Source organism: Micromonospora sp. DT4 (assembly GCF_049841675.1).
Taxonomy (GTDB): domain Bacteria; phylum Actinomycetota; class Actinomycetes; order Mycobacteriales; family Micromonosporaceae; genus Micromonospora.
Genome location: NZ_JBNCKT010000005.1, coordinates 108,145 through 133,343, shown reverse-complemented (window position 1 = coordinate 133,343; position 25,199 = coordinate 108,145). Strand labels below are relative to the sequence as shown.

Annotated in this window: 27 protein-coding genes and 1 pseudogene; 16 read left to right on the top strand and 12 right to left on the bottom strand. The window is 71.1% G+C overall.

The genetic code is table 11. The features are described 5' to 3' along the window. Window positions 1-72: 72 nt before the first annotated feature. The 3 genes from ACLQ24_RS03850 to ACLQ24_RS03840 all read right to left on the bottom strand — a co-directional run bounded on the left by ACLQ24_RS03850 (window position 73) and on the right by ACLQ24_RS03840 (window position 3,120). Complete coding sequence (locus tag ACLQ24_RS03850; protein ID WP_425889002.1) at window positions 73-798, bottom strand: methyltransferase domain-containing protein; 726 nt, start codon at window positions 796-798, stop codon at window positions 73-75. Between the two features lie 337 nt (window positions 799-1,135). Continuing rightward, window positions 1,136-1,444 carry a hypothetical protein gene (locus ACLQ24_RS03845; RefSeq protein ID WP_425889001.1) on the bottom strand — a complete coding sequence of 103 codons (309 nt, stop codon included), beginning with the start codon at window positions 1,442-1,444 and terminating at the stop codon, window positions 1,136-1,138. A gap of 38 nt (window positions 1,445-1,482) precedes the next feature. Further along, window positions 1,483-3,120, bottom strand: coding sequence for an ABC-F family ATP-binding cassette domain-containing protein (locus ACLQ24_RS03840; protein ID WP_425889000.1), 1,638 nt, complete (start codon window positions 3,118-3,120; stop codon window positions 1,483-1,485). 62 nt (window positions 3,121-3,182) lie between these two features. On the opposite strand from ACLQ24_RS03840, the gene ACLQ24_RS03835 reads away from it, so the two are divergent. The 3 genes from ACLQ24_RS03835 (at window position 3,183) to ACLQ24_RS03825 (ending at window position 4,820) form a co-directional block, all read left to right on the top strand. Then, complete coding sequence (locus tag ACLQ24_RS03835) at window positions 3,183-3,953, top strand: ROK family protein (RefSeq protein WP_425888999.1); 771 nt, start codon at window positions 3,183-3,185, stop codon at window positions 3,951-3,953. 88 nt (window positions 3,954-4,041) lie between these two features. Then, window positions 4,042-4,410: a tetratricopeptide repeat protein gene (locus tag ACLQ24_RS03830; protein WP_234582401.1), complete on the top strand. Its 369-nt coding sequence runs from the start codon at window positions 4,042-4,044 to the stop codon at window positions 4,408-4,410. A 155-nt stretch (window positions 4,411-4,565) separates the two neighbouring features. Beyond that, window positions 4,566-4,820 (top strand): Smr/MutS family protein, encoded by a 255-nt coding sequence (locus ACLQ24_RS03825; protein ID WP_007465523.1) that lies wholly within the window; start codon window positions 4,566-4,568, stop codon window positions 4,818-4,820. Window positions 4,821-4,853: 33 nt separating this feature from the next. On the opposite strand, the gene ACLQ24_RS03820 is transcribed toward ACLQ24_RS03825, so the two are convergent. Together ACLQ24_RS03820 and ACLQ24_RS03815 are read right to left on the bottom strand one after the other, a co-directional pair. Continuing rightward, window positions 4,854-5,303 (bottom strand): GNAT family N-acetyltransferase, encoded by a 450-nt coding sequence (locus ACLQ24_RS03820; RefSeq protein ID WP_425888998.1) that lies wholly within the window; start codon window positions 5,301-5,303, stop codon window positions 4,854-4,856. Between the two features lie 183 nt (window positions 5,304-5,486). Continuing rightward, window positions 5,487-6,065, bottom strand: a complete 579-nt coding sequence (locus ACLQ24_RS03815) for an AAA family ATPase (protein ID WP_425888997.1) — start codon at window positions 6,063-6,065, stop codon at window positions 5,487-5,489. Between the two features lie 105 nt (window positions 6,066-6,170). Between ACLQ24_RS03815 and ACLQ24_RS03810 the strand changes: the two genes are divergently transcribed. Next, window positions 6,171-6,602, top strand: coding sequence for a DUF4279 domain-containing protein (locus tag ACLQ24_RS03810; protein WP_425888996.1), 432 nt, complete (start codon window positions 6,171-6,173; stop codon window positions 6,600-6,602). 52 nt (window positions 6,603-6,654) lie between these two features. Here ACLQ24_RS03810 and ACLQ24_RS03805 read toward each other — a convergent pair whose 3' ends face one another. After that, a complete protein-coding gene (locus tag ACLQ24_RS03805; protein ID WP_425888995.1) occupies window positions 6,655-7,824 on the bottom strand; it encodes a helix-turn-helix domain-containing protein in 1,170 nt (389 codons plus the stop codon). 439 nt (window positions 7,825-8,263) lie between these two features. Between ACLQ24_RS03805 and ACLQ24_RS03800 the strand changes: the two genes are divergently transcribed. After that, the gene (locus tag ACLQ24_RS03800; RefSeq protein WP_425888994.1) at window positions 8,264-8,404 is read left to right on the top strand and encodes a hypothetical protein; all 141 of its coding nucleotides are present in this window, start codon (window positions 8,264-8,266) and stop codon (window positions 8,402-8,404) included. Window positions 8,405-8,551: 147 nt separating this feature from the next. Here the strand turns inward: ACLQ24_RS03800 and ACLQ24_RS03795 are convergent, their stop codons facing one another. Together ACLQ24_RS03795 and ACLQ24_RS03790 are read right to left on the bottom strand one after the other, a co-directional pair. Then, complete coding sequence (locus ACLQ24_RS03795) at window positions 8,552-9,256, bottom strand: hypothetical protein (RefSeq protein ID WP_425888993.1); 705 nt, start codon at window positions 9,254-9,256, stop codon at window positions 8,552-8,554. Window positions 9,257-9,388: 132 nt separating this feature from the next. Next, the gene (locus ACLQ24_RS03790) at window positions 9,389-9,565 is read right to left on the bottom strand and encodes a hypothetical protein (protein ID WP_425888992.1); all 177 of its coding nucleotides are present in this window, start codon (window positions 9,563-9,565) and stop codon (window positions 9,389-9,391) included. A gap of 326 nt (window positions 9,566-9,891) precedes the next feature. Between ACLQ24_RS03790 and ACLQ24_RS03785 the strand changes: the two genes are divergently transcribed. Then, window positions 9,892-10,659 carry a hypothetical protein gene (locus ACLQ24_RS03785; RefSeq protein WP_425888991.1) on the top strand — a complete coding sequence of 256 codons (768 nt, stop codon included), beginning with the start codon at window positions 9,892-9,894 and terminating at the stop codon, window positions 10,657-10,659. Between the two features lie 16 nt (window positions 10,660-10,675). After that, the gene (locus ACLQ24_RS03780; protein WP_425888990.1) at window positions 10,676-11,617 is read left to right on the top strand and encodes a threonine/serine dehydratase; all 942 of its coding nucleotides are present in this window, start codon (window positions 10,676-10,678) and stop codon (window positions 11,615-11,617) included. Window positions 11,618-11,621: 4 nt separating this feature from the next. Here the strand turns inward: ACLQ24_RS03780 and ACLQ24_RS03775 are convergent, their stop codons facing one another. After that, window positions 11,622-13,772 carry a tetratricopeptide repeat protein gene (locus ACLQ24_RS03775; RefSeq protein ID WP_425888989.1) on the bottom strand — a complete coding sequence of 717 codons (2,151 nt, stop codon included), beginning with the start codon at window positions 13,770-13,772 and terminating at the stop codon, window positions 11,622-11,624. A gap of 14 nt (window positions 13,773-13,786) precedes the next feature. On the opposite strand from ACLQ24_RS03775, the gene ACLQ24_RS03770 reads away from it, so the two are divergent. Then, window positions 13,787-14,548, top strand: a complete 762-nt coding sequence (locus tag ACLQ24_RS03770; RefSeq protein ID WP_425888988.1) for a hypothetical protein — start codon at window positions 13,787-13,789, stop codon at window positions 14,546-14,548. 53 nt (window positions 14,549-14,601) lie between these two features. Here the strand turns inward: ACLQ24_RS03770 and ACLQ24_RS03765 are convergent, their stop codons facing one another. Then, window positions 14,602-14,931, bottom strand: coding sequence for a hypothetical protein (locus ACLQ24_RS03765; protein WP_425888987.1), 330 nt, complete (start codon window positions 14,929-14,931; stop codon window positions 14,602-14,604). Window positions 14,932-15,197: 266 nt separating this feature from the next. On the opposite strand from ACLQ24_RS03765, the gene ACLQ24_RS03760 reads away from it, so the two are divergent. The 7 genes from ACLQ24_RS03760 (at window position 15,198) to ACLQ24_RS03730 (ending at window position 23,965) form a co-directional block, all read left to right on the top strand. Beyond that, window positions 15,198-16,442, top strand: a complete 1,245-nt coding sequence (locus ACLQ24_RS03760; protein WP_425888986.1) for a PP2C family protein-serine/threonine phosphatase — start codon at window positions 15,198-15,200, stop codon at window positions 16,440-16,442. Next, on the top strand, window positions 16,439-18,172 hold the full coding sequence (locus ACLQ24_RS03755; protein WP_425888985.1) for a sensor histidine kinase: 1,734 nt from the start codon (window positions 16,439-16,441) through the stop codon (window positions 18,170-18,172). Before ACLQ24_RS03760 ends, ACLQ24_RS03755 begins: the two co-directional genes overlap by 4 nt. After that, window positions 18,169-18,621, top strand: coding sequence for a response regulator (locus ACLQ24_RS03750; RefSeq protein WP_007465485.1), 453 nt, complete (start codon window positions 18,169-18,171; stop codon window positions 18,619-18,621). Before ACLQ24_RS03755 ends, ACLQ24_RS03750 begins: the two co-directional genes overlap by 4 nt. After that, window positions 18,614-19,423, top strand: a complete 810-nt coding sequence (locus tag ACLQ24_RS03745) for an inositol monophosphatase family protein (RefSeq protein ID WP_425888984.1) — start codon at window positions 18,614-18,616, stop codon at window positions 19,421-19,423. The genes ACLQ24_RS03750 and ACLQ24_RS03745 overlap by 8 nt, the downstream gene beginning before the upstream one ends. A gap of 226 nt (window positions 19,424-19,649) precedes the next feature. After that, a complete protein-coding gene (locus ACLQ24_RS03740) occupies window positions 19,650-20,663 on the top strand; it encodes a coiled-coil domain-containing protein (protein ID WP_425888983.1) in 1,014 nt (337 codons plus the stop codon). Window positions 20,664-20,699: 36 nt separating this feature from the next. After that, window positions 20,700-22,253 carry a fused MFS/spermidine synthase gene (locus tag ACLQ24_RS03735; RefSeq protein ID WP_425888982.1) on the top strand — a complete coding sequence of 518 codons (1,554 nt, stop codon included), beginning with the start codon at window positions 20,700-20,702 and terminating at the stop codon, window positions 22,251-22,253. A 71-nt stretch (window positions 22,254-22,324) separates the two neighbouring features. Further along, window positions 22,325-23,965 (top strand): serine/threonine-protein kinase, encoded by a 1,641-nt coding sequence (locus tag ACLQ24_RS03730; protein ID WP_425888981.1) that lies wholly within the window; start codon window positions 22,325-22,327, stop codon window positions 23,963-23,965. Window positions 23,966-24,010: 45 nt separating this feature from the next. Here the strand turns inward: ACLQ24_RS03730 and ACLQ24_RS03725 are convergent, their stop codons facing one another. Further along, the gene (locus ACLQ24_RS03725; RefSeq protein WP_425889010.1) at window positions 24,011-24,169 is read right to left on the bottom strand and encodes a hypothetical protein; all 159 of its coding nucleotides are present in this window, start codon (window positions 24,167-24,169) and stop codon (window positions 24,011-24,013) included. Here ACLQ24_RS03725 and ACLQ24_RS03720 point away from each other — a divergent pair. Beyond that, window positions 24,105-24,633: pseudogene (locus ACLQ24_RS03720) on the top strand (glycerophosphodiester phosphodiesterase family protein); the annotation flags it as partial. The gene ACLQ24_RS03725 and the pseudogene ACLQ24_RS03720 sit on opposite strands and share 65 nt — an antisense overlap. Window positions 24,634-24,850: 217 nt before the next feature. Here the strand turns inward: ACLQ24_RS03720 and ACLQ24_RS03715 are convergent. Continuing rightward, window positions 24,851-25,135: a hypothetical protein gene (locus ACLQ24_RS03715; protein WP_425888980.1), complete on the bottom strand. Its 285-nt coding sequence runs from the start codon at window positions 25,133-25,135 to the stop codon at window positions 24,851-24,853. Between the last annotated feature and the right edge of the window lie 64 nt (window positions 25,136-25,199).

The window sequence follows — 25,199 nt, the reverse complement described above, 5'->3', positions numbered from 1 at the left end:
ACTGGCACACCAACCAGCCAGTCCTACGGTCCCTGACCGCATACGACCACTGACCCCCTTGGAATAGATCGTCTAGTCGAAGAAGCGTGCCAGGTGGGAGTTCGGGGCCGGCTCGGCATCGGCGGGGAGGGGCGTCAGGTCGGCGAAGATCGACGCGCCGTCGCACCCGGCGTGCAGCGGGTACCACCGCGGCGTGCCCGGCGGCCGGAGTTGGCAAATCCCCTTGAACGTCTGCACGTCCATCAGGCGGACGTGGGTCGGGTCGGCCACCGCGTTGACGTGTCCCCACCAGGGGCTCATGACGTGCAGGACGCCGCCCGGACGGAGCACCCGGTGGCACTCGTCCACCAGGGGCAGGAAGTCGATCAGGTGCTCCAGGATGTGCACCGCGAACAGGACGTCCACCGAGTCGTCGGCCAGCGGCAGCGAGCCGGAGAGGTCCGCCACCGCGTCCACCCCCGGCGCGGGATAGATGTCCAGCCCGAGGTTGCCCGACCACTGCTTGGTCGGGCCGCAGCCGAGGTCCACCACCACCGGCTTCCGTCCGCCGACGCCGACCTTGCACCAGACGCCGTAGACGCCGGCCAGCCGCCCCACCAACTCCCGTACCAGCCGTAGGTCGGCGGGTTCGGCCACGTCCCCGGTGAGGTGGGCGACCCCTCGGTCGAACCGCACCTCGACCGCCAGGTCGCGCAGCCGGTCGTCGTGTCGGACCTGATCCGCCCACGCCTGCGCGAGGAACTCGTCGATCAACCGCAGCCGGTCGGCCGAGGGCGGAGTCTGTGCCAAAGCGACCATTCGGGCCACCTCCCGCCGCGCGTTACCCGCATACGCGCCCGGTATTCCCGTTTCGCCGTAGCGCGACTGCTGGCGGGCGTGTCGGCGCATCGGAGGCACCTACCTGTCGAGGCTGATGACTGTGAGGCATCAAAATGCCTCAGAGTCATCACGCTCATCGGAGTGCCGCGCTGCGGTTCGGGCTCGCGCTGCGGTCCGGGCTCGCGCTGCGGTCCGGGCTCGCGCTGCGGTCCGGGCCCGCGCTGCGGTTCGGGCCCGCGCTGCGGTTCGGGCTCGCGCTGCGGTCCGGGCTCGCGCTCCGGTCCGGGCTCGCGCTGCGGTCCAGCGCCGTCGGGGGTCAGCCCGACAGGGTGCGGCGACCTCCGCGCATCCGTTGGCGGGGCGGGGGAGCGGCGGGCTTCGGCCGCTTGAGGTGGTACCGGTGCAGTTCGTGGTTGCCGGGCAGGGACGGGTCCTCGCTCATCGCGACCAGTTCCCAGCCCTGGTCGCCGGCCCGGTTGAGGTGGGCCAGCGCGGTATCGCCGTACGGCGTCACGTCCACCATCGAACCGTCCGGGCCGTACCAGACGAAGACGACCTCCCAGCCGAGGTCGTTGGTCGCTGCCTGGCGGCGGCGGACCAGCAGGGCGTACTCCCACTTGAGCATGGCGTCATTCTCACCCCGGCCCGGCCCTTCGGCGCGGATCAATCCTCGGCGATCCGCCCGGCGTCGACCCGCAGCCGACGGTTGGTCTCGATGGCGGCCAGCATCCGCCGGTCATGGGTGACCAGCAGCAGTGTTCCGGGATAGCTGGCCAGCGCCGATTCGAGCTGTTCGATGGCGGGCAGATCCAGGTGGTTGGTGGGCTCGTCCAGCACGAGCAGGTTGACCCCGCGCCCCTGGAGCAGGGCCAGCGCCGCCCGGGTCCGCTCGCCGGGAGAGAGTGTCGCCGCCGGCCGGGGGACGTGCGCCGCGCGCAGGCCGAACTTGGCCAGCAGGGTCCGCGCGTCCGCCGGCGACAGGTGCGGTACGGCCGCCTGGAACGCGTCGATGAGCGGCGCGTCACCCAGGAACAACCCTCGGGCCTGGTCCACCTCACCGACCACCACGCCCGGTCCGAGCGAGGCGGTGCCCTCGTCCAGCGGCAGCCGCCCCAGCAGGGCGGCCAGCAGGGTCGTCTTGCCCGAGCCGTTCGCTCCGGTCACCGCCACCCGGTCCGCCCAGTCGATCTGGAGGTCGAGCGGCCCGAGAGTGAAGCCTCCCCGTCGTACCACCGCATGTCGCAGCGTGGCCACGACGGCGCCGGCACGGGGCGCTGCGGCGATCTCCATCCGCAGCTCCCACTCCTTGCGGGGCTCCTCGACCACGTCGAGCCGTTCGATCAGCCGTTCGGTCTGCTTGGCCTTGGCCGCCTGCTTCTCGGTCGCCTCGCTGCGGAACTTGCGGCCGATCTTGTCGTTGTCGGTGGCCTTCCGCCGGGCGTTCTTCACGCCCTTCTCCATCCAGGAGCGCTGGGTGCGCGCCCGCGCCTCCAGGCCGGCGCGGGTCTCGGCGTACTCCTCGAAGTCGGCGCGGGCGTGCCGCCGCGCCACCTCGCGCTCCTCCAGGTAGGCCGCGTAGCCGCCGCCGTAGTGGTTGACCTGCTGCTGCGGAAGGTCCAGCTCCACCACCCGGGTCACCGTTCGGGTCAGGAACTCCCGGTCGTGGCTGACCAGCACCGTGCCGGCCCGCAGTCCGGTGACGAACTCCTCCAGCCGCTCCAACCCGGCCAGGTCCAGGTCGTTGGTCGGCTCGTCGAGCAGGAACACGTCGTACCGGCTGAGCAGCAGCGACGCCAGCCCGGCCCGGGCCGCCTGGCCGCCGGAGAGGCCGGACATCAGGTGGTCCATGTCGACCGTGAGCCCCAGGTCGGCGCTCACCTGCTCGGCGCGTTCGTCGAGGTCCGCGCCGCCGAGGGCGAGCCAGCGCTCCAGCGCGTCGCCGTACGCGTCGTCGGCGCCCGCTGCCCCGGCGGTCAGCGCCTCGGTCGCCGCGTCCAGCGCCGCCTGCGCGCCGGTCACCCCGGTCCGGCGGGCCAGGAACTCCCGTACCGTCTCGCCCGGTCGCCGCTCCGGCTCCTGCGGCAGGTGCCCGACGCTCGCGGTGGGCGGGCTGAGTCGCACGCTGCCGGCCTCGACCGGCAACAACCCGGCGAGGGTACGCAGCAGCGTCGACTTCCCGGCCCCGTTCGGCCCGACCAGCCCGATCACGTCGCCGGGAGCGACCACCAGGTCCAATCCGGCGAAGAGCGGGCGGTCGCCGTGCCCGGCGGCCAGGTCCTTGACGATCATCGTGGCGCTCATCAGGACGGCAGCCTATCCGCCCGCCCGCATGAGACCCGCCCCCAGCGGGCAGACTCCATGACGTGGTGACCACACTGGCGATCGACTGCGGTGGCGGCGGCATCAAGGCGTCGGTCCTCGACGAGGCCGGCACGATGCGCGCCCGACCGCTGCGGGTGCCGACCCCGTACCCGCTGTCTCCCGCCCTGTTCGTGCGGACCCTGCTCGACCTTGGTGCACGGCTCCCCACGGCCGACCGGCTGACCGTCGGCGTCCCCGGGATGATCCGGCACGGCGTGGTGGTGGCCACCCCGCACTACGTCACCCGCAGCGGACCCCGGTCCCGGGTCGACCCGGACCTGCTGACCGAGTGGTCCGGCTGGGACGCGCGGGGCGCGTTGGCCGACGCGTTCGGGGTGCCGGCGCTCGTGCTCAACGACGCCGAGGTGCATGGGGCGGGTGTGGTGGCGGGCACCGGCTGCGAACTGGTGTTGACGTTGGGGACGGGCTTGGGCAGCGCCCTCTTCGACGGGGGAGTCCTCGCGCCGCACCTGGAGCTGTCGCACGCGCCGGTGCGCTGGGGCACCACCTACGACACGTACGTGGGCGAGCCGGAGCGCCGGCGACTGGGCGACGCCTTCTGGTCCCGCCGCATCCGGCAGGTCGTGGACGGGCTGCGCCCGGTGTTCCGGTGGGACCGGCTCTACCTGGGCGGGGGCAACTCGCGGCTGATCCGGCCGGAGCAGCTGGCCCGGATGGGCGACGACGTGGTGGTGGTGCCGAACACGGCCGGGATCGTCGGCGGCGTGCGGGCCTGGGAGCTGTCGGCCGGGCGTCGCGACGCCCGAACCTGACCGATTCCGCCCCGGGGAACAGTCGCCAAACGGCCGGTGTTGTGCCAGCGTCGGAACAGGTGACGGCGCGACCCGAGGAGGTGGGCAGATGGATCTTCTGGCGGACTACCGGCGGGCGACCATGTTCTTCGAGACCGGTGACCCGAGCGGAGCGGCCCGACTGCTGGAGCCGATCGTGGACGCCGAGCCCGGCAACGCGGCTGTCCGGCAGTTGCTGGCCCGGGCGTACTTCCAGTCGGCCCAGCTCAACCGGGCCGAGGAGCAGCTGCGGGAGCTGGTCGACCGGGACCCGAGCGACCACTACGCGCACCACGTGCTGGGCCGGACGCTGGAGCGGCTGAACCGGCACACCGACGCGCTGCGGCACCTGCGGATCGCCGCGGCGATGTACGCGGCCAACGACGACTACCGGATCGCGCTACAGCGGGTGGAGACCCGCGTGGGCGGCACGCGCTGAGCGTGGAGCAGATGCGGTGCGCGAGGGGGCGGTCCCAAGGGTCCGCCCCCTCGTCGTCGGGCCTGCCCTGGCCGCCCGTTCGATGTCGGGCGGGGCGAGTCGTGGGACGTGCCTAGGATGGCGGGCATGGGACCTGACCGGCCGGGGGCTGCGGCATGAAGCTCAAGCTGGACCTGCACGAGATCTTCAACAAGGGGCAGGACATCGACCGCGCGCTGCGCGGGATCATGGACGAGGCGGTAGCGAAGAAGGCCACCCTCGTCGAGATCATCCCGGGCAAGGGGTCGGGGCAGCTCAAGAAGCGGGTGCTGCGCTTTCTCGACCAGAAGGACGTCAAGCAGCTCTACCACCGCGTGGAGAAGGACTCGAAGAACTTCGGCCGCCTCTTCGTCCATTTCCGCTGGAAGTAGTGACGGGACAGGCCGGATGACCACGACGCGTCTTCAGAGGTCCAGGACGCCGACTATCTGACCTCCACTCTGCTCGCCTGTCGGCCTGAAGCCCAACTTCAGGTAGAACTCCTCGGGCCCTCCTGCCCGGGACGCCCAGGTGACGTATGCCCGGGTGCCGCCTCTGGCGCGGGTCTCCGCGCATACGGCCTGCGCGGCGAACCGGCCGTAGCCGTTCCCCTGCGCGTCGGCTGCGATGTTCAGCCGCCAGAGGCCGGAGCGCAGGTCATCGGGATTGTCGCCCCACGGTATGGCGAGGAAGGCCATGAGAAAGCCGACCAGCCGGTGGCCGTCGTAGACCAGCCTCGGCCAGGCGTGGTCGGGGAAGACGTACGCCTCGGCCAGCGACTTGACCACCGGCGCGACCAGATCCTCCTGATCGGGGCGCACCGACACTTCGAGAGCCGCCTCGTAGTTCTTCGGGGTGATCTTCTCTAGCCGCATGCCGCGGACCATAGCGGGCGGTTGTCGGCCCAGCGACCGGTTTGTTCGCGGTCTGCCTGCAAGATCATGCCGTTCCCAGGCCGTCGAACGAGAGCCGACTATGACCATAAGTAGCAGCGTCATGGCCTCCGACCAACGCTTTTGTACGCTCCGGGGGTTGTCGAACCGTGAACGTAGCCACGGTCACGACTCGCAGGGCTGAGCCTCCCTCAGTGGGCCGCGCAACCAGCGATGGGCGGCGGCGTGACTGCGGAGGTGAACCACGGAAAGGCCCGGGCGCCGGACTGCCAGGGCCTCGATATGTGTGGCCGTCTGAGGATGCGTGTTCCACGCCCAGCGGACGATGTGCTCGGAGTCGGTGAGCAGGGTCCAGAGCGGCGGTTCCACGTTGCCGTTCCAGAGCTGTTGGCGTCGAAGGCGGCGTACGACGGTCCGCCGGACGACCTGGCGCATCACGGTGATCTTCGGCAGATCCAGCCACACCACCAGGTCGGCGAGGTCGGCGAGGTGGGTGCGTACCGCCCTGTACTGCCATTCGGTCACCCAGGAGGGGCCTGCGCTGAATCGGTGTACGTCGTCTTCGAAGGACGGCCGTCTGGTCCACGACGGTCCGTGGAACAGGCCGTCGATCTCTATGTGCGGCGCTTGCAACGAGGTGGCGATGCGGGAGGCGAGGGTCGTCTTTCCGGCGCCCGAGGTGCCGGCGACCAGCACGCGGCGAGGACGGCACGGCAGGGGATCAGCGGCGTCTAGGTGCGGCATGGCAATGAGGGTAGTTCGATCAGATCGGCTTCGTACCGACCGCGACTCTAGAGTGCCCGCATGCTCGTCTCCCAGTACGCGTACTTGGCGCTGTCCTCGGTTCGGATGTCAGCGGCCGAGATCGCCGGCCGGTTGGGCATCGAGCCCGACGAGGTGCTCGTTCGTGGCAGTCGCCAGGCCGATCCGGTTCGGCCCACCGCTCATCGGTGGAAGATCGTGTGTCGCAAGCCCGGACTTACCGTGGACGAACAGATTGCGGAGATCGTGGATCGCCTGTTCGGCCACGCCGAGCGGATCGGGGAACTTGCCGCCGAGCTGGACCGCGTCAATGACGTGCCCGGTGCGAGTGTCCTGCAAGTCGTCCGGGTGTTCGAGCACCCGGACGGCGAGGAGGAAGACCTGACCAGTCCCGTCGACGGCATGCAGAAACTCGCGGGGCAACACCAATTGCTGGGCTGGCACCTGAATGCCCGGGTGCTGGAATTCCTCCGGCTCACGCGGGCGGAACTGGACGTGGACGAGTACCTGTACGGATGAAGAGCCCGGGCCGGCGACAGGGAGGAGATGACGTCAGCGCTTGCGGATGTGGCTATCGAACCGCGTTCAGCGCGTCGCGGAAGTCGGCGGTGGCCTGCTCGTGGGGGTAGCGACGGTGCAGTTCGACGTCCACCTCACCGGCGACGAGCAGCAGCGAGGGCAGGGACCGACGAGTTGCGGCGAACGCCGACACCCCCTGCTCGACGGCCCGATCCAGCTCGCCGGCACGCAGGGCTGTGGCGGCGAGAGTGAGTCTGGCTTCGGCCATCCGCATGGGTGACCGCTCGATGCCGTCCGATCCGGTGCCGAGACGCAGAACCTCGTTGGCGTAGTGCTCGGCGAGAGCGTCGTGTTCGGCGAGGCGGTAGGCGTCCATCGCGTAGAACAGCCATTTGTCAGGATCGACCTCGAAGTGGTTGTCGGGCCGGTCGGGCGCACCGAGGTCGTCGAGCAGCCGCCGACCTCGATCGAGCGCCGTCCGCGCGCCCTCGAGGTCGCCGAGCCGTGCCAGCGCCTTGGCTTCCTGTGCGATCAGTTGCACCCCCACCCGCTGCCGGCCGGCGGCTTCCTGCCCAGCTCGGGCGGCAGTCAACACTGCCTCGTGCCGAGACTGGGTGAGTGCGAACCACGCCGTCATCTCCCACGCCCAGCCGGTGATGCCGGCGTGACCGGCTTCGTCGCCGAGCTGGCGGGCGGCAGTGCGGGTGGCCTCGGCGCTGGCGCGTTTGCCGAGGTCGTACTCGACACAGCCGATCAGCAGCGCCAGCCAGCCTGCGCACACCAGCAGTTCGCGGTGCTGCCGTAGCCCGGTGGGTCGCTGTAGCAGTCGGGTGACCTCGCGCAGCCAACCCTGACCTTCGGCGCGGAGCTCCCCGGCATCGCGCCACCCGTACTGGCAGCACAGCTCGGTCACGGTCGCCTGCAACGTCTCGATGGTGGCGGGGGCGGTGTCGCTGGCGTGCATTCGATGTAGCAGCTCGACGGTCTCCGACGGCCGGGTGTCGGAGGCGGCGGCGATATCCAGGGCGGCGCAGGCGATCAGCTCCCCACGAGCGGCCAGGACGTCGTCGATGCTGCGGGCCAGATCCTCACCCGGTCGGCGACGGCCGTTCTCAAGCCGTGAGAGGTGACCCTTGTCGGCGGGCAGCCGCTCGGCGAGAGCGGCCAGGCTGAGCCCGCGCGCTTCCCGCGCTGTCCGCATTTGGGTGCCGAATGTTGGCATGTCTCGCGCCTCCCGCCGGAGTTGCCAGGTTGCCGGTGCGCATTGGCAACGCGCAACCCGTCGACCGATGTGAGCGTACCGCCGCACGGTGTAACGGACGAGTACACGGAGTGACGGTGGGAGGCGTGGTGGCAGCTTGGAAGCGGTTCAAGCGCTTGTGGAGCAGGCGGAGTCAGGTCCAACTGGACGTGACCGGAGCAGCGACCTGTTACCCACAGCGGTTCGGCGCGTACGGGATCACGGTGCGGGACGGCAACCGCGACGGTGGGCGGGCGGCTCGGTGACGGCTGGAGAACGGCAGACTGCACGGGCCAATCGGGCTGAACGGTCGGTGTCAGCGCTCGATCGCCGGATGGACGGGGAGCACCTGCCGCGCCGGCCGCAGTGGCACTGTCAGACGTGTGCGGCAGACACGCCCTGGCCGTGCCATCCCGCGCGGGTGCGCCTGGCCGAGGCGTACGGGTGGGACCGCATCGGCCTTTCCATCTACGTCAGTGGGCTGCTCTTCGTCGTCGTCGTGGAACTGCCCGAGGTGGCGCCGGCCGAGTTGTACGAGCGGTTCGTGGCCTGGACGCGCTGATGGGCTGCGTCCACCCAGGCGACGGGGCGTGTCCTACTCCGACTGCGCGCACGGTCAAAGGCTGGCGTTGACGTTGGGGCGTGGCGGCGACAGGGTCATAACGAAATATCCGCTTTCGTGTGCTTTGCTCCATTCGGCCTCCTCGCGTCAGCCGCCGGGCCGATCGGACGGCAGCGGTGGTGCCACGGTGACGAGCCAGGCCGTCGGCTTCAGGTTCGTGCAGAGTTTCCGGGGGAAGGTACTCGCCACCTTGCGGATCGCGGCGCAACCACCCGACGTGGTCCGGGCGACGATCGACCATCCGGCCCGCTCGTTGCGCAGGAAATAGCGCCGGACGGCGGTGTTCACCTCGCACCCCGGGCGTGGCTCGACGCCGCACGAGGCCGGATCGTCGGCCACCGTCATGATCAGCCAGTTGCCGTCGCAGGCTTCGACGTGACCCTGGGAGTGGCGGGACACGTCCATCCCCCGTACGGCCGCACGCGTCCAGGTCGGGTCGCAGCGGTCCGTCGGTGGGTTGCAACCCAGGTTGTCATCGCACCTGGTGTAGGTGCCGTTCTTCAGCGCCCACGTCTTCTGGTTGAGCGACAGCGGGCGGTTCCCGATCGGCTCCGCCGACGTGAGGGTCACCTCGGCGGGCGCGAAGGTCGGGCAGGCGCCGACAGTGTCCGCCTCTGCCGATTCCTGCACGATGGTGGCGAAGATGACGCCGTTCTCTTCGGTGTGGTTGCCGATCTGGACGTTGCGCGAGCAGTTGTCGCCACCGGCGAGCGCCTTGACCTGCACGGACACCGATCGGTCATCCAGCCCGGGGATCACGCCGCTCACTTCGGCCTCGTAGGTGCCCCACACGGCGGACCCTTCGTGGGGATCCCCGCAGGCAGCCACTCCCGGTGCCAGAGCAGTCAGCAGACAGAGAACTGTTGCGAGCCGGCGCATGGGCGGCATTCTGCCCGGCCGTGCCACAGTTGGTGGCCCCGTGGGTCAGGCGTCGGTGCGGCTGCTGTGCACGACCGGGCGTCGGGACCAGGACTGCGGGCGCTGCCGAACGGCCAGCTCCAACGCGAGGTGGTCGGACTCGATCATTTCCCGGGCTATTCGACGCGCCATCTCCAGGCGGTCGACGTACGCGTCAAGATCGGTCGGGCCGGCGCCAGCCATAATCGAACTCCTCGTCCCATTCGAACTAGTCGCATCATCCACCGTGCCGGCGAGCCGCCACCATTCTCCGATCGGTGGAATCGATCCGCCGTACGGCTCTGTGTGTCGTACCCCCGGTTGGGCCGATGGTAACGGCGTGCCCACCCCCTCGCCCGGGAACTGCCAAAAGTGTCCACTGGATACGCCGCAATCAATGGTGACCTGCGGGTTTGCCGCCGGTCGCTACATTGCACGGTGCGCGGATCGGGGGGCGCGACCTGTCGGTGAGGGATCTTCGGCATGAAAGGACCGCCGTGCGACAAGCGAGCAGAACCGATCCGTTGTTCGTGGCCGTCGAGTCCCAAGCGATCACCCGCGCCGACGTCGCCGGTCTGGTCGCCGGGCGGAGCGCCGCCGTCCGGGTGCCGGGGCTGCTGCCCGCCGTTCGCTGCCACGCCATCACGACCGCGCTCGCCGACGCGGAGATGGACCGTTACGACGAGAGTCGCGTGTTTCCCGTCGTCGCCAAGTTCGGCCCGGCCATCAACGACCACCGCGATGGTGGTGACCTGCGCGAGGACTACTGGGAGGCGGCCGAAGCCGCCGAGAAGGGTTGGTCCGCGCTGGGTCTGCCGGACGCGCCGCGCGAGTTGTGCCTGGCCGCGTTCCGGGCCGCCTGGCCGGACGTGTCACCCGGGCGGCGGCAGGGGCGTCAGATGCACGTCGGCATTGTCCGCGAGATCAACGCCGGCCTTCAGGTGCACTTCGACGACGCGGTCCGGGAGTACGACGGTCGGCTGCTGGACTCCGAGGTGGTGGCCCAGTTGGCGTTCAACATCTACGTCCAGGTGCCGCCCGTTGGTGGCGAGACGGTGCTGTGGCGTCGCCGCTGGCAGCCGGACGACGAAGACCTGCGGATTCCCAGCGGGTACGGCTATCGGGAGGCGGTGGCCGACGGTGCGCAGTCGTTGACGTTGCGGCCGGCGTTGGGAGAGGGATTCCTGTTCGACCCGCGCCACTATCACACGGTGCGTCCGGCGACCGATGGCCGGCGCATCTCCATAGGATGTTTCGTCGGGCTCACCGACGACGGTCGACTGGCTCTCTGGTCGTAGTGAAGGGCGTTTCCCCATGGTGGACAGAAGTGACGTCGAGGCGGCTGCCGCGCTGGTCGAGGGGCGGGTCCGTGAGACGCCGGTCATCACGGTCGACGGCGCTGACCTGGGCGTGCCCGGGGTGCTCAGCCTCAAGCTGGAGCTGCACCAGCACACCGGGTCGTTCAAGCCGCGCGGCGCGTTCAACCGGATGCTCCAGGGACCGCTGTCGCCCGCCGGGGTGATCGCCGCGTCGGGGGGCAACCACGGTCTCGCGGTCGCGTACGCGGCCCGCTCGCTGGGCGTACCGGCGGAGGTCTTCGTGCCGGTCACCGCCTCACCGGTGAAGGTGCAGCGGTTGGCCGGCCTGGGAGCGCAGGTGCGGCAGGTGGGCCAGCACTACGCCGAGGCGTTGGCGGCCAGCAGCCAGCGGGCCGCCGAGACCGGGGCGCTCGTGGTGCACGCCTACGACCAGCCGGAGGTGGTAGCCGGTCAGGGCACCGTGGGTCGGGAGTTGGAGCGCCAGTTCGGCGCGGTCGACACCGTACTGGTCGCGGTCGGCGGCGGTGGGCTGGTGTCGGGCATCGCGACCTGGTTCGACGGGTCGGTGCGTGTCGTCGCCGTCGAGCCGGAGCAGATCCCCACCCTGCACACCGCCCTGAAGGTGGGGCGGCCGGTCGACATCGAGGTGGGCGGTATCGCGACGGACTCGCTGGGCGCCCGCCGGATCGGCGAGATCGCCTTCGACACCGCCCGGCGCACCGGTGTGGTCCCGGTGCTGGTGCGCGACGACGACCTGGTGCGCGCGCGTCGACTCCTCTGGTCGGAGCTGCGGGTCGCCGCGGAGCTGGGTGGCGCCGCCGCGCTGGCCGCGCTGGTCGGCGGGGCGTACGTGCCGCAGGCGGGGGAGCGGGTCGCGGTGATCGTCTGCGGTGGCAACACCGATCCGAGCGACCTGGGCCCCTCCGCGCCGCGCTGACACCTCATTCGCCGTTGCGTAGGCGGCGCAGGGCGTGTTCCACCTGGAGGGTGTCCAGGTGGAAGTCCCCGAGCAGCCGTCGGCGGTCGGCCAGCAGGTGCTCGTACACGTTGATCGCCTCGTCGACCCGCCCGTCGAGCAGGAGCACCACGGCGAGGGTGGCCCGGATGGCGAGCACCTCGCTGCGGTCGGCGTGCCGGGGCTCCACGGTGGCCAGGGTGGCCCGCAGCTCCGCCTCCGCCTCGCCGAGGCGACCCTGCTCCTGCATGCACCGGGCCAGGGTGTGCCGGGCCTGCCACGTCTCCGGCTGGTTGAGCGGCCACAACCGGTACCGGACCTCCAGGATCGCGTGCAGCATCTCCTCCGCCTCGGGGGCGCGATGCTGGGCGAGGACGGCCAGCGCGAGGCTGTGCCGCACGACCATGGTGTCCCAGTGCTCGGGTCCGCGTACCTGGTCCTCCGCGGCGACGATCTGCCGCAGCTCCGACTCGGCCTCCGGCCACTGCCGTTGCGCCATGATCGCCTTGGTGAGCTTGTGCCGGCTGGCGAGGGTGTCGGGATCGTCGCTGCCCAGCACCCGGGTCCGGTCGGCGATGACGTCGCGGAGCACCCGGTCGGCCATCTCCGGCTGGTTGCGCTCCAGCCAGGTGCGGCCCAGCTCGTGCCGCAGCGCCAACACCTGCGGCCGGTCCGGGTCGTGGTCGTACGCGGCGCAGCCCCGCACGATCGGCTCGAGGATGTCGAAGGCCGACCCGGGCAGGCCGACGGCGATGAGGTAGCGGGCGGTCAGCCGGGCCAGTTCCAGTGCCCGGCGTACCGTCTCGGGGTCGTGCTTGTGTTTCTGCGGCACCAGATATCCGCGAACGGCCTCGACCAGGTGCGGCACCAGCACGTCCCAGTTGGACCAGGCGGCCGAGTCGTCCGGATTCTGGCCCTCGGTGGCGGCGAGCAGCAGCTTCATGACGACGCCGTGGTACTCGGCGATCTGCTCGCGGACCTCGTCGCGGTCGCGAAACATCGCGTGCACCAGCGGGTGCAGCGACAGCACGTGCGCGAAGGCCGGGTCGGTGACGTCCTCCTGGACGTCGAAGTCGACCAGGGCGAGGTCGCCGATGCCCTCCAACACCTTCACCCGCTGCCGGGCGGTCAGCCCTTCGAACAGGGGCGACCCGGCAAGGATGGCTGGCTTGAGGACCGCCTCGTAGGGCACCGGGGAGATGCTCAGGCAGGCCAGCACGTTGAGCAGTGGTCGGCTCTGCTGGAGCTGGCGGCGGGCCAGCAGGTCCAGTGAGATGTCGTCGACCTCGCGGACGATCTCCAGACCGAGCGACTCGTCGAGGTCGACGTCGGCCGCGTCGCGCGGCGAGCGGAACCGCCGCTCCACGGCCGTGCGGTAGTCGGCGAAGGTGGTGATGGTGGAGGAGCCGCGCCAGACCGGACTGGCGTTGACCGAGCGGAGGTAGTTGCCGGCAGCCCGCAGGGCCAGTGGCAACCCGCCCAGCTCGCGGGCCAGTTCGCGGGCGTCGTCGAGGCCGCCGGCCTGCGCGCCGGCCCGGTCGATGAGCACCTGGGCCCCGGCGTCGGCGTCGAGCGGGCGGACCTGGTGGAGGGTCGACCAGGTGCCCCAGGTGGCGCGGTTGCCGTCCCGGGTGGTCACCAGGACCATGCCGTCCTCGGCCTCCGGCCTGCGCAGCCAGCCGGTGCCGTCGGCGAGTACCCCGTCGGTCGGACCGAGCGTCGCGGGCTCGTCCGCGCTGTCGAAGATCAGCAACCAGGGCTGCTGGGCCTGGTTGAGGTAGCGCCAGACCAGGTCGGTCGCGCTGATCATGCCGGACCACGCCTGGTCGACCTGACTCTCCGACGCGCCGAGCTGACTGACGACCTCGCGCATCCCGGAGTTGAGCCGGCCGGCCTGCACCCACCAGACGGTACGACCGTCCGCCCGTGCCCGACGGGCGATCTCCAACGCCACGTGGCTCTTGCCGGAGCCGCCCATGCCGCACAGGATGTGCACCGACGGTTGGTCCCCGTCGGTGTCCGCCGGATGCATGATCTCGTCGATCAGGTCGTCGCGGCCGTGCAGTGGGCTGTCCAGGCGCCCGAGTGGCGGGTCGACGGAGACGCGACTCGGTCGGTCGTAGGCCGGCCGGCGCACGCCCGCATTCTCGGGTGGAACGTCCGCAGTCAATGCGGTCCCCCTTCGGTGGCGAAATTGCGGCGCGGCGGGTGGCAGAAAAGATCATGTCCACTGAGTGGGCATTCGGAGGGGTCGTCACCCGCCCTACGTCAACCGCAAGCGTATCCACCACCGTACCGACTTGCACACTCTCCGTTCAGGCCGCCCGGCCGGCCGGAATCGACATGACGAATTCCATTCCGTCGTTCATTCGGACCGATCTGCCGTGCTCGATGCTCGCGCGGCGCATCCACGATGGACGCATGAACTGGTTGCCGTACGACGATGTGGCCGACTGGGGTTCGGTGCCGGACTGGTTCGGCGCGCTCGGCTCCATCGCGAGTGTGCTCTTCGTGTACCTCGGTCTGCGTCGGGAGATCCGTGCCCGGCGTGTCGACGAGATGCGGGTCCGGGCCACCCAGGCGCGGCTGGTCTCGGCGGTCACCGAGATCCGCGGCAACGCGGTGCTGCGGGTGACCGTGACCAACGAGAGTGACGCGCCGGTGCTCGACGTGACGGTGCTGCCGCGACTGGTGTCGTCCGAGGCTCCGGATGACCCGCCCGTCGACCTCGCCGGAGCGAAACAGGTTCGCCGGATACACGGCCGGGAAAGCGCGGATCTGTTCGTCACCGTCACCGGGGAACGTCGGCTACACGCGGCGACCGACACGGTTCTGGTGGAGTTGACCTTCACCGATCACGACGGAAACCGCTGGCGGCGTATCGGTTCCGGTCAACCCGAGCCGGTGAGCTGACCAAGACACGAATGCGGACACGGTGGTCCGGCGGCACACAACCGCCCGCCGGATCACCGGTCCGCCACCACCGGCCACGGCCCGGTCTGCGGGGTGCGCAGCGCGACCAGACCGCCGAGGGCGCCGGCCAGCGCCGGCAGGGTGGTGAGGTACGCCCCGCCGGGCACCGCCACGGCGAGCAGCACCCCGAGCAGGGCCAGCCAGGCCAGGCCGCCGACGGCCAGCGCGGCCGGGCCGATCCGGCGACGGGTCAGCGCGTACCAGGTGAACAGGATGGCGGTGGCGAGCGCCAGCACGGCCATCCGGTACCAGATCGGACGGTACGGGTCGAGGAGTTCCGCGTACCCCGGCCGGATCGTGGTGGCCCGGTAGATCAGAGGCACGCCTCCTCGGCGTCGGTCAGCACGGGGCGGCACCATCCTGCCCGTCGGCGGGTCGGAAGGGGACGGCCGGGCGTCCACCGATCTTCCGCCTGTCAGGGGGTGCCTGGCCGTCCGCTCTGCCCTCGGTTCCCCGGCGGGCAGTGATCCTGCCCATCCCCGCCCCGTGCCGCGGCCATCGTGTTGTGTGCGACCGTTGTCTAATACAGGATCAGCAGGGCACTCGGAAGGAGCCCGACATCACCAGCGAACTCCCGCGTCTCGCGGCGGTGACCCGGCCGCATCAGGGAGGTGGCCTGGCCGGCTCCCCTGTCGTGCCGTACCCGCACGGCGGCCTGGCGCGGCACGGCAACCTGCCGCCCGGCGAGCGGTTGCGGGTGCTGCTGGTGGAGGACGACGAGGGCGACGCCTTCCTGGTCGGTGAGCTGCTCGCCGAGACGAACTCGATGATCGACCTGGTGGTCGCCACCAGCCTCAGCGAGGCGCGACAGCGGATTGCCGGCGTCGACTGCGTCCTGCTCGACCTGGGCCTGCCCGACGCGCAGGGGCTGGACGGGCTGCGCCAGGTGCTGGAGATGTCCAGCGGGGCCGCCGTCTGCGTGCTGACTGGCCGCTCGGATGAGCACCTGGGCATCGTGGCGGTCGCCGAGGGCGCACAGGACTATCTGGTCAAGGGCCAGGTCGACGGGGTGCTGCTGACGCGGGCGCTGCGCTATGCGGTCGAGCGCAAGCGCGCCGACGTGAACGCCCGCCGGCTGCGCGAGGTCGAGCTGCGCCAGGCCGAGTCGGCCCGCCTCGAACGCGGCCTGCTGCCCCAGCCGCTGATGACGACCGACCAGGTGGCGGTGCACACCTTCTACCGGCCGGGTCGGCACGCCGCGCTGATCGGCGGGGACTTCTTCGACGTGGTGCAGACCCGTCCGGACCGGCTCGACCTGATCGTCGGGGACGTCTGCGGCCACGGGGTGGACGAGGCCGCGCTCGGTGTGGAACTGCGGGTGGCGTGGCGGGCCCTCGTGCTCGCCGGGGTGCCGGACGACGAGGTGCTGCCCGCGCTGGAGCAGGTGCTGATGAGTGAGCGCCGCCTTCAGGAGATCTTCGCGACGGTGGCCACCACCCGCCTCGACCTGGACGCCAACCGGGCCACCGTCCGACTCGCCGGGCATCCGCCGCCGCTGCTGCTCTCCGGCGGCCAGGTCGTCCCGGTGCCCGCCCCCGGTGGCCTGCTGCTGGGCGTACGACCCCGCCGGCCGATCGCCTACGACATGGAGTTCGACACCGATGACTGGTCCCTGCTGATGTACACCGACGGCCTGATCGAGGGACGGGTGGGCACGGGCAACGAACGGCTCGACGTGCCGGGCCTCAGTGGCCTGCTCGACGAGCCCGCCAACCGGGAGGTGTCGCTGCCCGAGCTGCCGGCCTGGCTGGTCGGCAGGGCCGAGCAGATCAACGGTGGCCCGCTCGCCGACGACGTGGCGATGCTGCTGGTCAGCCGCGGTGGTGGCCGGTGAGGCCGATGGTCGGCGGCTGGAGTCTGCGCCGCCGCGTCATCACGCTGCTCACCGTCGTGGGTGTGCTGCTGATCGGCCTGGCCGCCGCGGAGGCGGCCATGGCCGCGCGCAACCGCACCCAGATCGACGCCGTGCTGAACCAGACCGGGCCGCTGCGGGTGCAGTCGCAGGAGCTGCTCAACGCGGTGCTCGACCAGGAGACGGCGGTTCGCGGGTACGCGGTCAGCGGTGACCCGGCCGACCTGGGTCCGTACGAGACGGGACTCGACCGGGAGAAGGCCACCGTCGCCGCGATGCGGGGTTTGCTGCACGACTACCCGCAGATCGGCCAGGAGCTGCGGACCGTCGAGGAGCGGACCGAGCAGTGGCGGCAGACCGTCGCCGAGCCGGTGATCACCACGACGGAGCAGGAGGGCACCAGCGCCGGCCAGGTGCTGGTTACCGAGCAGGCCCGGCAGCGGTTCGACCAGGTCCGCTCGGCCGTCGACGACCTTCAGCGGGAGATCCTCGCCGCCCGGGAGCAGGCCGCCTCGAACGTGCGCAACAGCAGCAACGTGCTCGTCGTCCTGCTGATCGTCGCGGCCCTGGTTGTCGTCGTGGCCGGCGCGGTGCTCCTGCTCTCGCTGGACCGGATGGTGGTCCGGCCACTGACCGGGCTGGCCAGTCAGGTTCGCGAGGTCGCCGAGGGCGACTACCAGCACCGCATCGCCACCCTCGGCCCACCGGAGTTCATCCGGCTCCGCGACGACGTGGACGCGATGCGCCAAAAGATCGCCTCCGACCTGGCCGAGGTGCGGGAGGCCCGCGAACGCATCGAGTGGGTCAACAACCAGCTCCAGAAGCAGGCCGAGGAGCTGACCCGGTCCAACCGTGACCTGGAGCAGTTCGCGTACGTGGCGTCCCACGATCTGCAGGAGCCGTTGCGCAAGGTGGCCAGCTTCTGCCAGCTGCTCCAGCGCCGCTACGCCGGGCAGCTCGACGAGCGGGCCGACCAGTACATCGCGTTCGCGGTGGACGGCGCGCAGCGGATGCAGCGTCTGATCAACGACCTGCTCGCGTTCTCCCGGATCGGTCGGCTCACCACCGGCTTCGTCGACGTCGATCTCAACAAGGTGATGGGCGACGTGGCCGGCCAGACCGAGGCCGCCAGGCAGTACGCGGACGCGGAGCTGACCTGGACCGAGCTGCCGGTGATCCGTGGCGAGGAGCCGCTGCTCACCAACCTGTTGGCCAACCTGGTCAGCAACTCGATCAAGTTCCGTCGTCCGGACGCGCCACCCAAGGTGCACATCTCGGCGCGGCTGGTCGACGCCGAGTGGGAGATCAGCTGCCAGGACAACGGCATCGGCATCGAGCCCGAGTTCGCCGACAAGATCTTCGTGATCTTCCAGCGGCTGCACTCCAAGGACGCGTACCCGGGCACCGGCATCGGGTTGGCGATCGTCAAGAAGATCGTCGAATATCACGGCGGCCGGGTCTGGGTGGACACCGACGTACCGGAGGGCACCGCCATCCGGTTCACGCTCCCGGCGCGCCCGGAGGACGTGGAGGCGACTGCCGTCACCGACTCCGCCGAGCAACCGCAGGAGGTCACGGCGGGGGACGCGACGCCGGCGGACGAGGCGTCGTTGGCGCTGCCGGAGCATCCTGCGGGGGCGGACCAGCAGGACCGGGCCGACGGGCCGCCGGAACGCGATAGAACGGGTGACATGAGGGAGACGGTGGGATGACCGCGCCGGCGGACGGCAAGAGCCCGATCGAGGTCCTGCTCGTCGAGGACGATCCGGGTGACGTGCTGATGACCCAGGAGGCGTTCGAGGAGCACAAGCTGCGCAACCGGCTGACCGTCGTCTCCGACGGCGCCGAGGCGCTGGCCTACCTGCGGCGGGAGGGTCAGTACGCCGACGCGGTGGCGCCCGACCTGATCCTGCTCGACCTCAACCTGCCCCGCCGGGACGGGCGGGAGGTGCTGGAAGAGATCAAGAACGACCCGGAGCTGCGCCGCATCCCGGTGGTCGTGCTCACCACCTCGCAGGCCGACGAGGACATTCTGCGCAGCTACCAGCTGCACGCCAACGCCTACGTGACCAAGCCGGTGGACTTCGAACGCTTCATCTCGGTCGTCCGGCAGATCGACGAGTTCTTCGTCAGCGTGGTCAAGCTGCCGCCGCGTGGCTGACACCCTGCTCGACGACGTCGGCGACCTGCTCCTGGAGGCCGCCGACCAGGTCGTGTTGCCGCTGTTCCGCAAGCTCGACGACGCCGACGTGTCGGAGAAGGCGCCGGGCGAGGTGGTGACCGTCGCCGACCGCCGCGCCGAGGAGTTGATCTCCGCTGGGCTGCGCCGACTGCGGCCCGGCTCGCTGGTGGTGGGCGAGGAGGGCGTCGCCGACGACCCGACGCTGCTGACGCACCTGCGCGACGGTGGGGACGTGTGGCTGGTCGACCCGGTCGACGGCACCGCCAATTTCGCCGCCGGTCGCCGACCGTTCGCCCTGATGGTGGCGCTGCTGACCGATGAGCGGCCGACGGCGGGCTGGATCCTCGACCCGCTGGCGGGGACGCTGGCCGCCGGTCGGGCCGGCGAGGGCGCCCTACTCAACGGCCAGCCGGTCGGTACCGCCGACGTCGTGGCGTCCCTGGGCGACATCCGCGGCGTGGCGATGACCCGCTTCCTGCCCCCGCCGGCCCGCGACCGGGTTCGTGCCGGTGGTCGCCGCCTCGGCGAGTTGCTGCCCGGCCAGCACTGCGCCGGCCGGGAATACCTGGACATCCTCACCGGCGAGCAACAGTTCGCCCTCTTCTGGCGCACCCTGCCGTGGGACCACGCGCCGGGTGCCCTGCTGGTCCGCGCCGCAGGTGGCGTGGCCCGCCGGTTCGACGGCGTCGACTACCACCCGGCCGACGAGGGCGCCGGGCTGCTCGTCGCGGCCAACGAGCAGATCTGGGCCGAGGTCCACGAGGCGCTGCTCGGCACCTGACCCGCGCCGCCGGTGACGCCGTCGGCGGGGCTCGCGCACGCGGCGCGCTACGGCGGCGGCACGCTGCGTCGACGCCGGCGCTGGCGAGCGGTCACGGGGCTGGTCCCCGGCGCGCGTTCCGGTATCGTGACCGGCGGTCTCCGCCAGCAGGCCGCCGACCGGCGCCGGTGGGGACGCCGCCGCGCAGAGTTCACCGGGGGCCGGCGGTCGACGGAAGGACGCTTTCGTGCCCAGGACCAGGCTCAGTCAGCCGCGCGTTCGCCGCGTACTGCTCCCTCTGCTCGCTGCCGTCGCGCTGGTGCTCGCCGGCGGTGTGCCCGCGTTCGCGGAGCCCGGTGAGGGCGGCACCAAGAAGTTGCAGGACGCGCTGGAGCTGACCGCCAAGGGCCACATCGAGGCCAAGGCCAAGTTGGACAACTCCAAGCGCCGGCAGACGGCGCTGACCGGTGAGCTGAAGACCGTCGAGGTTCGGCTGGTCGGGCTGACCACCCAGGTCGGCGAGGTGGCCGCGCAGTCGTACCGGGCCGGCCGGCTCACCCCGATGGCGATGCTGCTCAACACGGCGACGCCGCAGGCGTTCCTGCAACGGGCGGCTGACCTGGATCTGATGGCCCAGCGGGACAGCAAGCGGTTGCGCGATCTGACCGCGGCCCGGCAGCAGGCCCAGCAGGCCAAGATCGCCATTGACGCCGAGGTCCGCGAGCAGCAGAAGCAGCTCGCCGTCATGGCCAAGAAGAAGAAGGAGGCCGAGGCGGCCCTGGCCGAGGTCAGCTCGGGTGGCAGCAGCGGCTTCAGCGGCGGCAACTCGTCCTCGGCGAAGCCGGCGCCGCGGAACTCCGACGGCTCCTGGCCGTCGGAGTCCTGCTCGGTGAAGGACCCCACCACGTCGGGGTGCATCACCCCGCGCACCCTGCACGCCCTGAAGGAGACCCAGGCGGCCGGCTACAAGCGGCACGTCTCCTGCAAGCGCAGTGGTGGCGGCGGCGAGCACCCGAAGGGTCGGGCCTGCGACTTCTCGGCCGCCATGAACGGCTTCGAGGACAAGAACGCGACCGGCGGCGACAAGGCGTACGGGGACAGTCTGGCCGCCTGGCACGTCCGCAACGCCGAACGTCTGGGTGTGCTCTACGTGATCTGGTACCGGCAGATCTGGCATCCGGGCACCGGGTGGCGTGCCTACAGTGGCAGCGGCAGTCCCGCCGCCTCCCACACGAACCATGTTCATCTCTCGATGTACTGACCCGAAGCGCCAGCTTCGCTGCGTACCATCGCGACGATGAGTTCCTCACCGTCCGACGTAGCGGCTCCCACGGCCCCGCCCGTGCCGGTCACCGGCCGGGCGCTGCCGGGCGGCCTGGCCGCCTTCCTCGTCTTCTTCGCAAGCGGCGCCGTGCTGGTGCTGGAGACGGTCGCGCTGCGCCTGGTCGGCCCGTACGTGGGGGTGACCCTCCAGGTGACCAGCTCGGTCATCGGCATCGCGCTCGCCGCGATCGCGTACGGGGCGTGGTCCGGCGGCTGGCTGGCCGACCGGCGTGACCCGCGCAGTCTGCTGGCGCCCGCGCTGGTACTGGCCGGGATCGCCACCGCGGTGACCCTGCCCGTGGTGCGCTACGCCGGTGAGGTGCTGCGCGGCGGGGCGGCCAGCGCCATCCTGCTGCTCGTGGCGCTCGCCGTGTTCGTGCCGGCGGCACTGTTGGCGGCGGTCACCCCGCTGGTGGTGAAGCTCCAACTCGCCGACCTGCGCCGGACCGGTCAGGTGGTCGGCCGGTTGTCCGGCATCGGCACCCTGGGCGGCATTACGGCCACCCTGCTCACCGGGTTCGTGCTGGTTGCCGCGCTGCCCACCACGGTCATCCTCCTGTCGCTGGCGGTGGCGCTCGGGCTGGCCGGCATCGGCCTCGGCTGGTACCTGCGGCGCCAGGCACGCCCCGACCTGCCCGGTCCGACCCGCGTCCGAGCCGCGCTGGCAGTTTTCGGCCTGCTCGGTGCGGGACTGAGCGCCGTCGCGCCCAACCCGTGCGACATCGAGACCGCGTACCACTGCGCCCGCGTCACCACCGATCCGAACCGGCCCAGCGGTCGGACGCTGCTGCTCAACTCGGCCCAGCACTCGTACGTGGATCTGGCCGACCCGAAGCACCTCGAGTACGCGTACACGAAGTGGATCGGCGCGGTCGCCGACGTTGCCGCGCCGGCCGGGCAGCGGTTGGACGCGCTGCACCTGGGCGGTGGCGGCTTCACCGTGCCGACGTACCTGACCGCGACCCGACCCGGCACCGACAACGTGGTGTTCGAGATCGACGGCGGGCTCGTCGAGCTGGGCGAACGGGAACTGGGCGTCCGCCCGGGGCCGGACCTGCGGGCGGTGGTGGGCGACGCGCGGATGCTGGTCGCCGGTGAGCCGACGGACAGCCGCGACCTGGTCGTCGGCGACGCGTTCGGCCACCTGGTGGTGCCCTGGCACCTGGCGACCCGGGAGATGGCCGCCGAGATCCGGCGCGTGACCCGCCCCGGCGGCGTCTACGTGCAGAACGTCATCGACTACCCGCCACTGCGGCTCATCCGCGCCGAACTGGCCACTGTCGCCGCCGAGTTCACGCACGTCGCGTTGATCGCCCCGCCGGAGGCGCTCGCCGAGGAGCGGGGGAGCAACTTCCTCATCGTCGCCTCCGACGCGCCGCTGCCGCTGACCGCCGTCCGCGTCCGTCTCGACGCCGTCGACGTGAACGTCAGCCTGCTCTCCGGCGCGGACCTCACGGACTTCGTCGGGGAGGCGATGGTGTTGACCGACGACTACGCCCCCGTGGACCAACTGCTGACGACCGCCTGATCGGGTGATATTCCTGACCGATTCCGATCCTTCAGGTGTAGCCCGGCCTGTCGTGGGCAACAACGGCCACCATGGGCGGTGGGGACCGGAACGGCGCGCAACTCCTCGATGAGCGGTACCGGCTCATCGAGCAGCTCGGCGCGGGTGGCATGTCGGTGGTCTGGCGCGGTTACGACGAGGTGCTGGGCCGCCAGGTCGCGGTGAAGGTGTTGGCGTCACGGTTGGCCAGCGACCGGGCCTTCCGGCACCGGATCCGCGTCGAGGCGCAGGCCGCCGCGCGGCTCTGCCACCCCAACATCACCAACGTGTACGACTACGGCGAGTCCCACCAGGTCGGCCTGACCGTGCCGTACGTGGTGATGGAGCTTGTCGACGGCGGTTCGCTGGCCGGCCGACTCGGTCGGGAGGTGCGGCTGCCCTGGCGTGAGACGGTGACCATCGGCGCGGAGGTCAGCTCGGCGCTGGTCACCGCGCACGCTCGCGGGGTCGTGCACCGCGACGTCACCCCGGGCAACGTCATGCTCACCTCGACCGGCGTGAAGGTGGTCGACTTCGGCATCTCCGCGTTGGTGGGAGAGAGCGAGAAGGGGCCGGACGGCGCGCTGCTCGGCACACCCGCGTACCTCGCGCCGGAGCGGCTGGACAACGGCCAGGTCTCCCCGGCCACCGACGTGTATGCCGTGGGGCTGCTGCTCTACCGGATGCTCACCGGCCGGCTGCCGTGGGAGGCGAACACGACCACCCAGATGCTGCGTGCGCACATGTACAGCGACCCGGACCCGATGCCGGCGGTGCCCGGGCTGCCCGACGCGGTGACCGACCTGGTGCGGCGCTGCCTGGCCAAGCGCCCGGCCGACCGGCCGACCACCGCGGAGCTGGCCCGCACCCTCGCGGAGGCGGTCGGCATGCTGGCGGTGGTGCCGGTCTCACCGGCGGGCGGTCCGTTGGATCCCGTCGCGCTGGCCAACGCCGGCACCACGATCCTGCCCTGGTCGGCGGAGACGGACGCCCTTCCGCTGTCGCGGACGCGGCGCGGCCGCATCCGCCAGGTGAACCGGCGTCGGCGGCTGGAGGCCGGGGCGGCAGCCGTCGGGTTGATCGCGGTCACCGGGGCGATGTGGGCCTTCACCTCCCACAGCCCGGCCAACGGCGAGGACCGGCCCACGACCGAGGCGCGGATGGGCCTGCCCGAGACGACGCCCTGCGAGGTGGCGTACGCGCTACGCACGGACTCCGGCAAGGACTTCACCGCCGAGCTGACCCTGACCAACACCGGTGACCGCGAGCTGCGCGACTGGACGGTGAACTTCACCTTCCCGGGTCAGCAGAAGGTGACGAAGGCCGAACCCGCCCCCGCCCAGCAGCAGGGTGGCGCGGTGCAGATCCGGCCCGCGGCCCAGCGGACGACGCTGGCGCCCGGCGCGGCCGAGAAGCTGACCCTGGCTGGGACGTACACCGGGGCGAACGCGCTGCCGGTGGAGTTCCGGCTCGGCGACGCGACCTGCCGGGTACGCGTCTCCGGGGTGGCCGGGTCGACCCCGTCCACCGCCCCGGCGGTCAAGGCCGCCCCGACGAAGGCCCTACCGAAGAAGACGACGAAGGTCGCCCCCAAGGCGCCGGCGCCACCGAAGGCCCCCGAGAAGGAGCAGGCGAAGGCGCCGAAGAAACCTTCCAACGGCAAGGGGCCGGGTGGTGGTCCGGGAAAAGGGTGAAAGTGCCTGAGGGGCACGCTCGCCACCCCAAGTGAGGTATCGACGTCAGCGTCGCCCCGCGAACCGCTGCACCTGGTCGATCCTCTCGACCCTCGGCGTGGCCGGCGTGCTGCTCGCCGCCGCCGTGGCCGTGCCCACCATGGCCGCCGCCGGCCCCTCGGCCGACGCGGACCGCACCCGGGCCACCGACCGGCCGATCGTCATCGGCCACCGCGGGGCCAGCGGATACCGGCCGGAGCACACCCTGGAGGCGTACTGGCTGGCGATCCGGATGGGCGCCGTCTACATCGAGCCGGACCTGGTGTCCACGTCCGCGGCGTGCTCGTCGCCCGGCACGAGAACGAGATCTCCGGCACCACCGACGTCTCGACCCACCCGGAGTTCGCGGCCCGCAAGGCGACGAAGACCATCGACGGTGTCGCCGTGACCGGCTGGTTCACCGAGGACTTCACCCTCGCGGAGTTGAAGACGCTGCGGGCCAAGGAGCGACTGCCCCAGGTACGCGTGGCGAACACCGCCTTCGACGGCCGCTTCGAGGTGCCCACCCTCCAGGAGGTCATCGACCTCGCCCGAACCGAGGGGCGGACACGGGCCGCACCATCGGCATCTACCCGGAGACCAAGCACCCGAGCTACTTCACGTCGATCGGCCTGCCGCTGATCACGCCCGGCCCACACGCTGGCCCGTCGTCCGCCACCTCGGACGCCGGGCCAGCGGCGTCTCCGACGCAGGCGGAAGTGCGGGTGCGGGCCGCGGGCAGAGGCGCTGGCGCTGGATCGCCCCACGGCCGAAGGCTATCCCAGGTCCACGCCCGCCCCACACGGGAAACACCCGCAAGATCGTGCTCGATTTAGGAAGTAGGGGCATAGCTGCGCCCCGAGGCCACTACATCCACGAACATTCATGATCGAGCACGATCTTGGTGGAGCGAAGGCGAACGAGGGAGCAACTTCCCTGTTGTTGCAGTCTTAGGGCCGACGGAAGCAGCAACAACAGGGAAGTTGCGCGGATCTTCATCCGCTCGCTCTCATCCTCGACGGCCACGGCCACGGCCACGGCCACGGCCACGGCCACGGCCACGGCCACGGCCACGGCCACGGCCACGGCCACGGCGATGGCGATGGCCTCGGCCACGGCGATGGCCACGGCCACGGCCACGGCGATGGCCACGGCGATGGCCTCGGCGATGGCGGAGGGGTGGAGGGGGCGACGGTCGAGGGATGGAGCGCGCGTC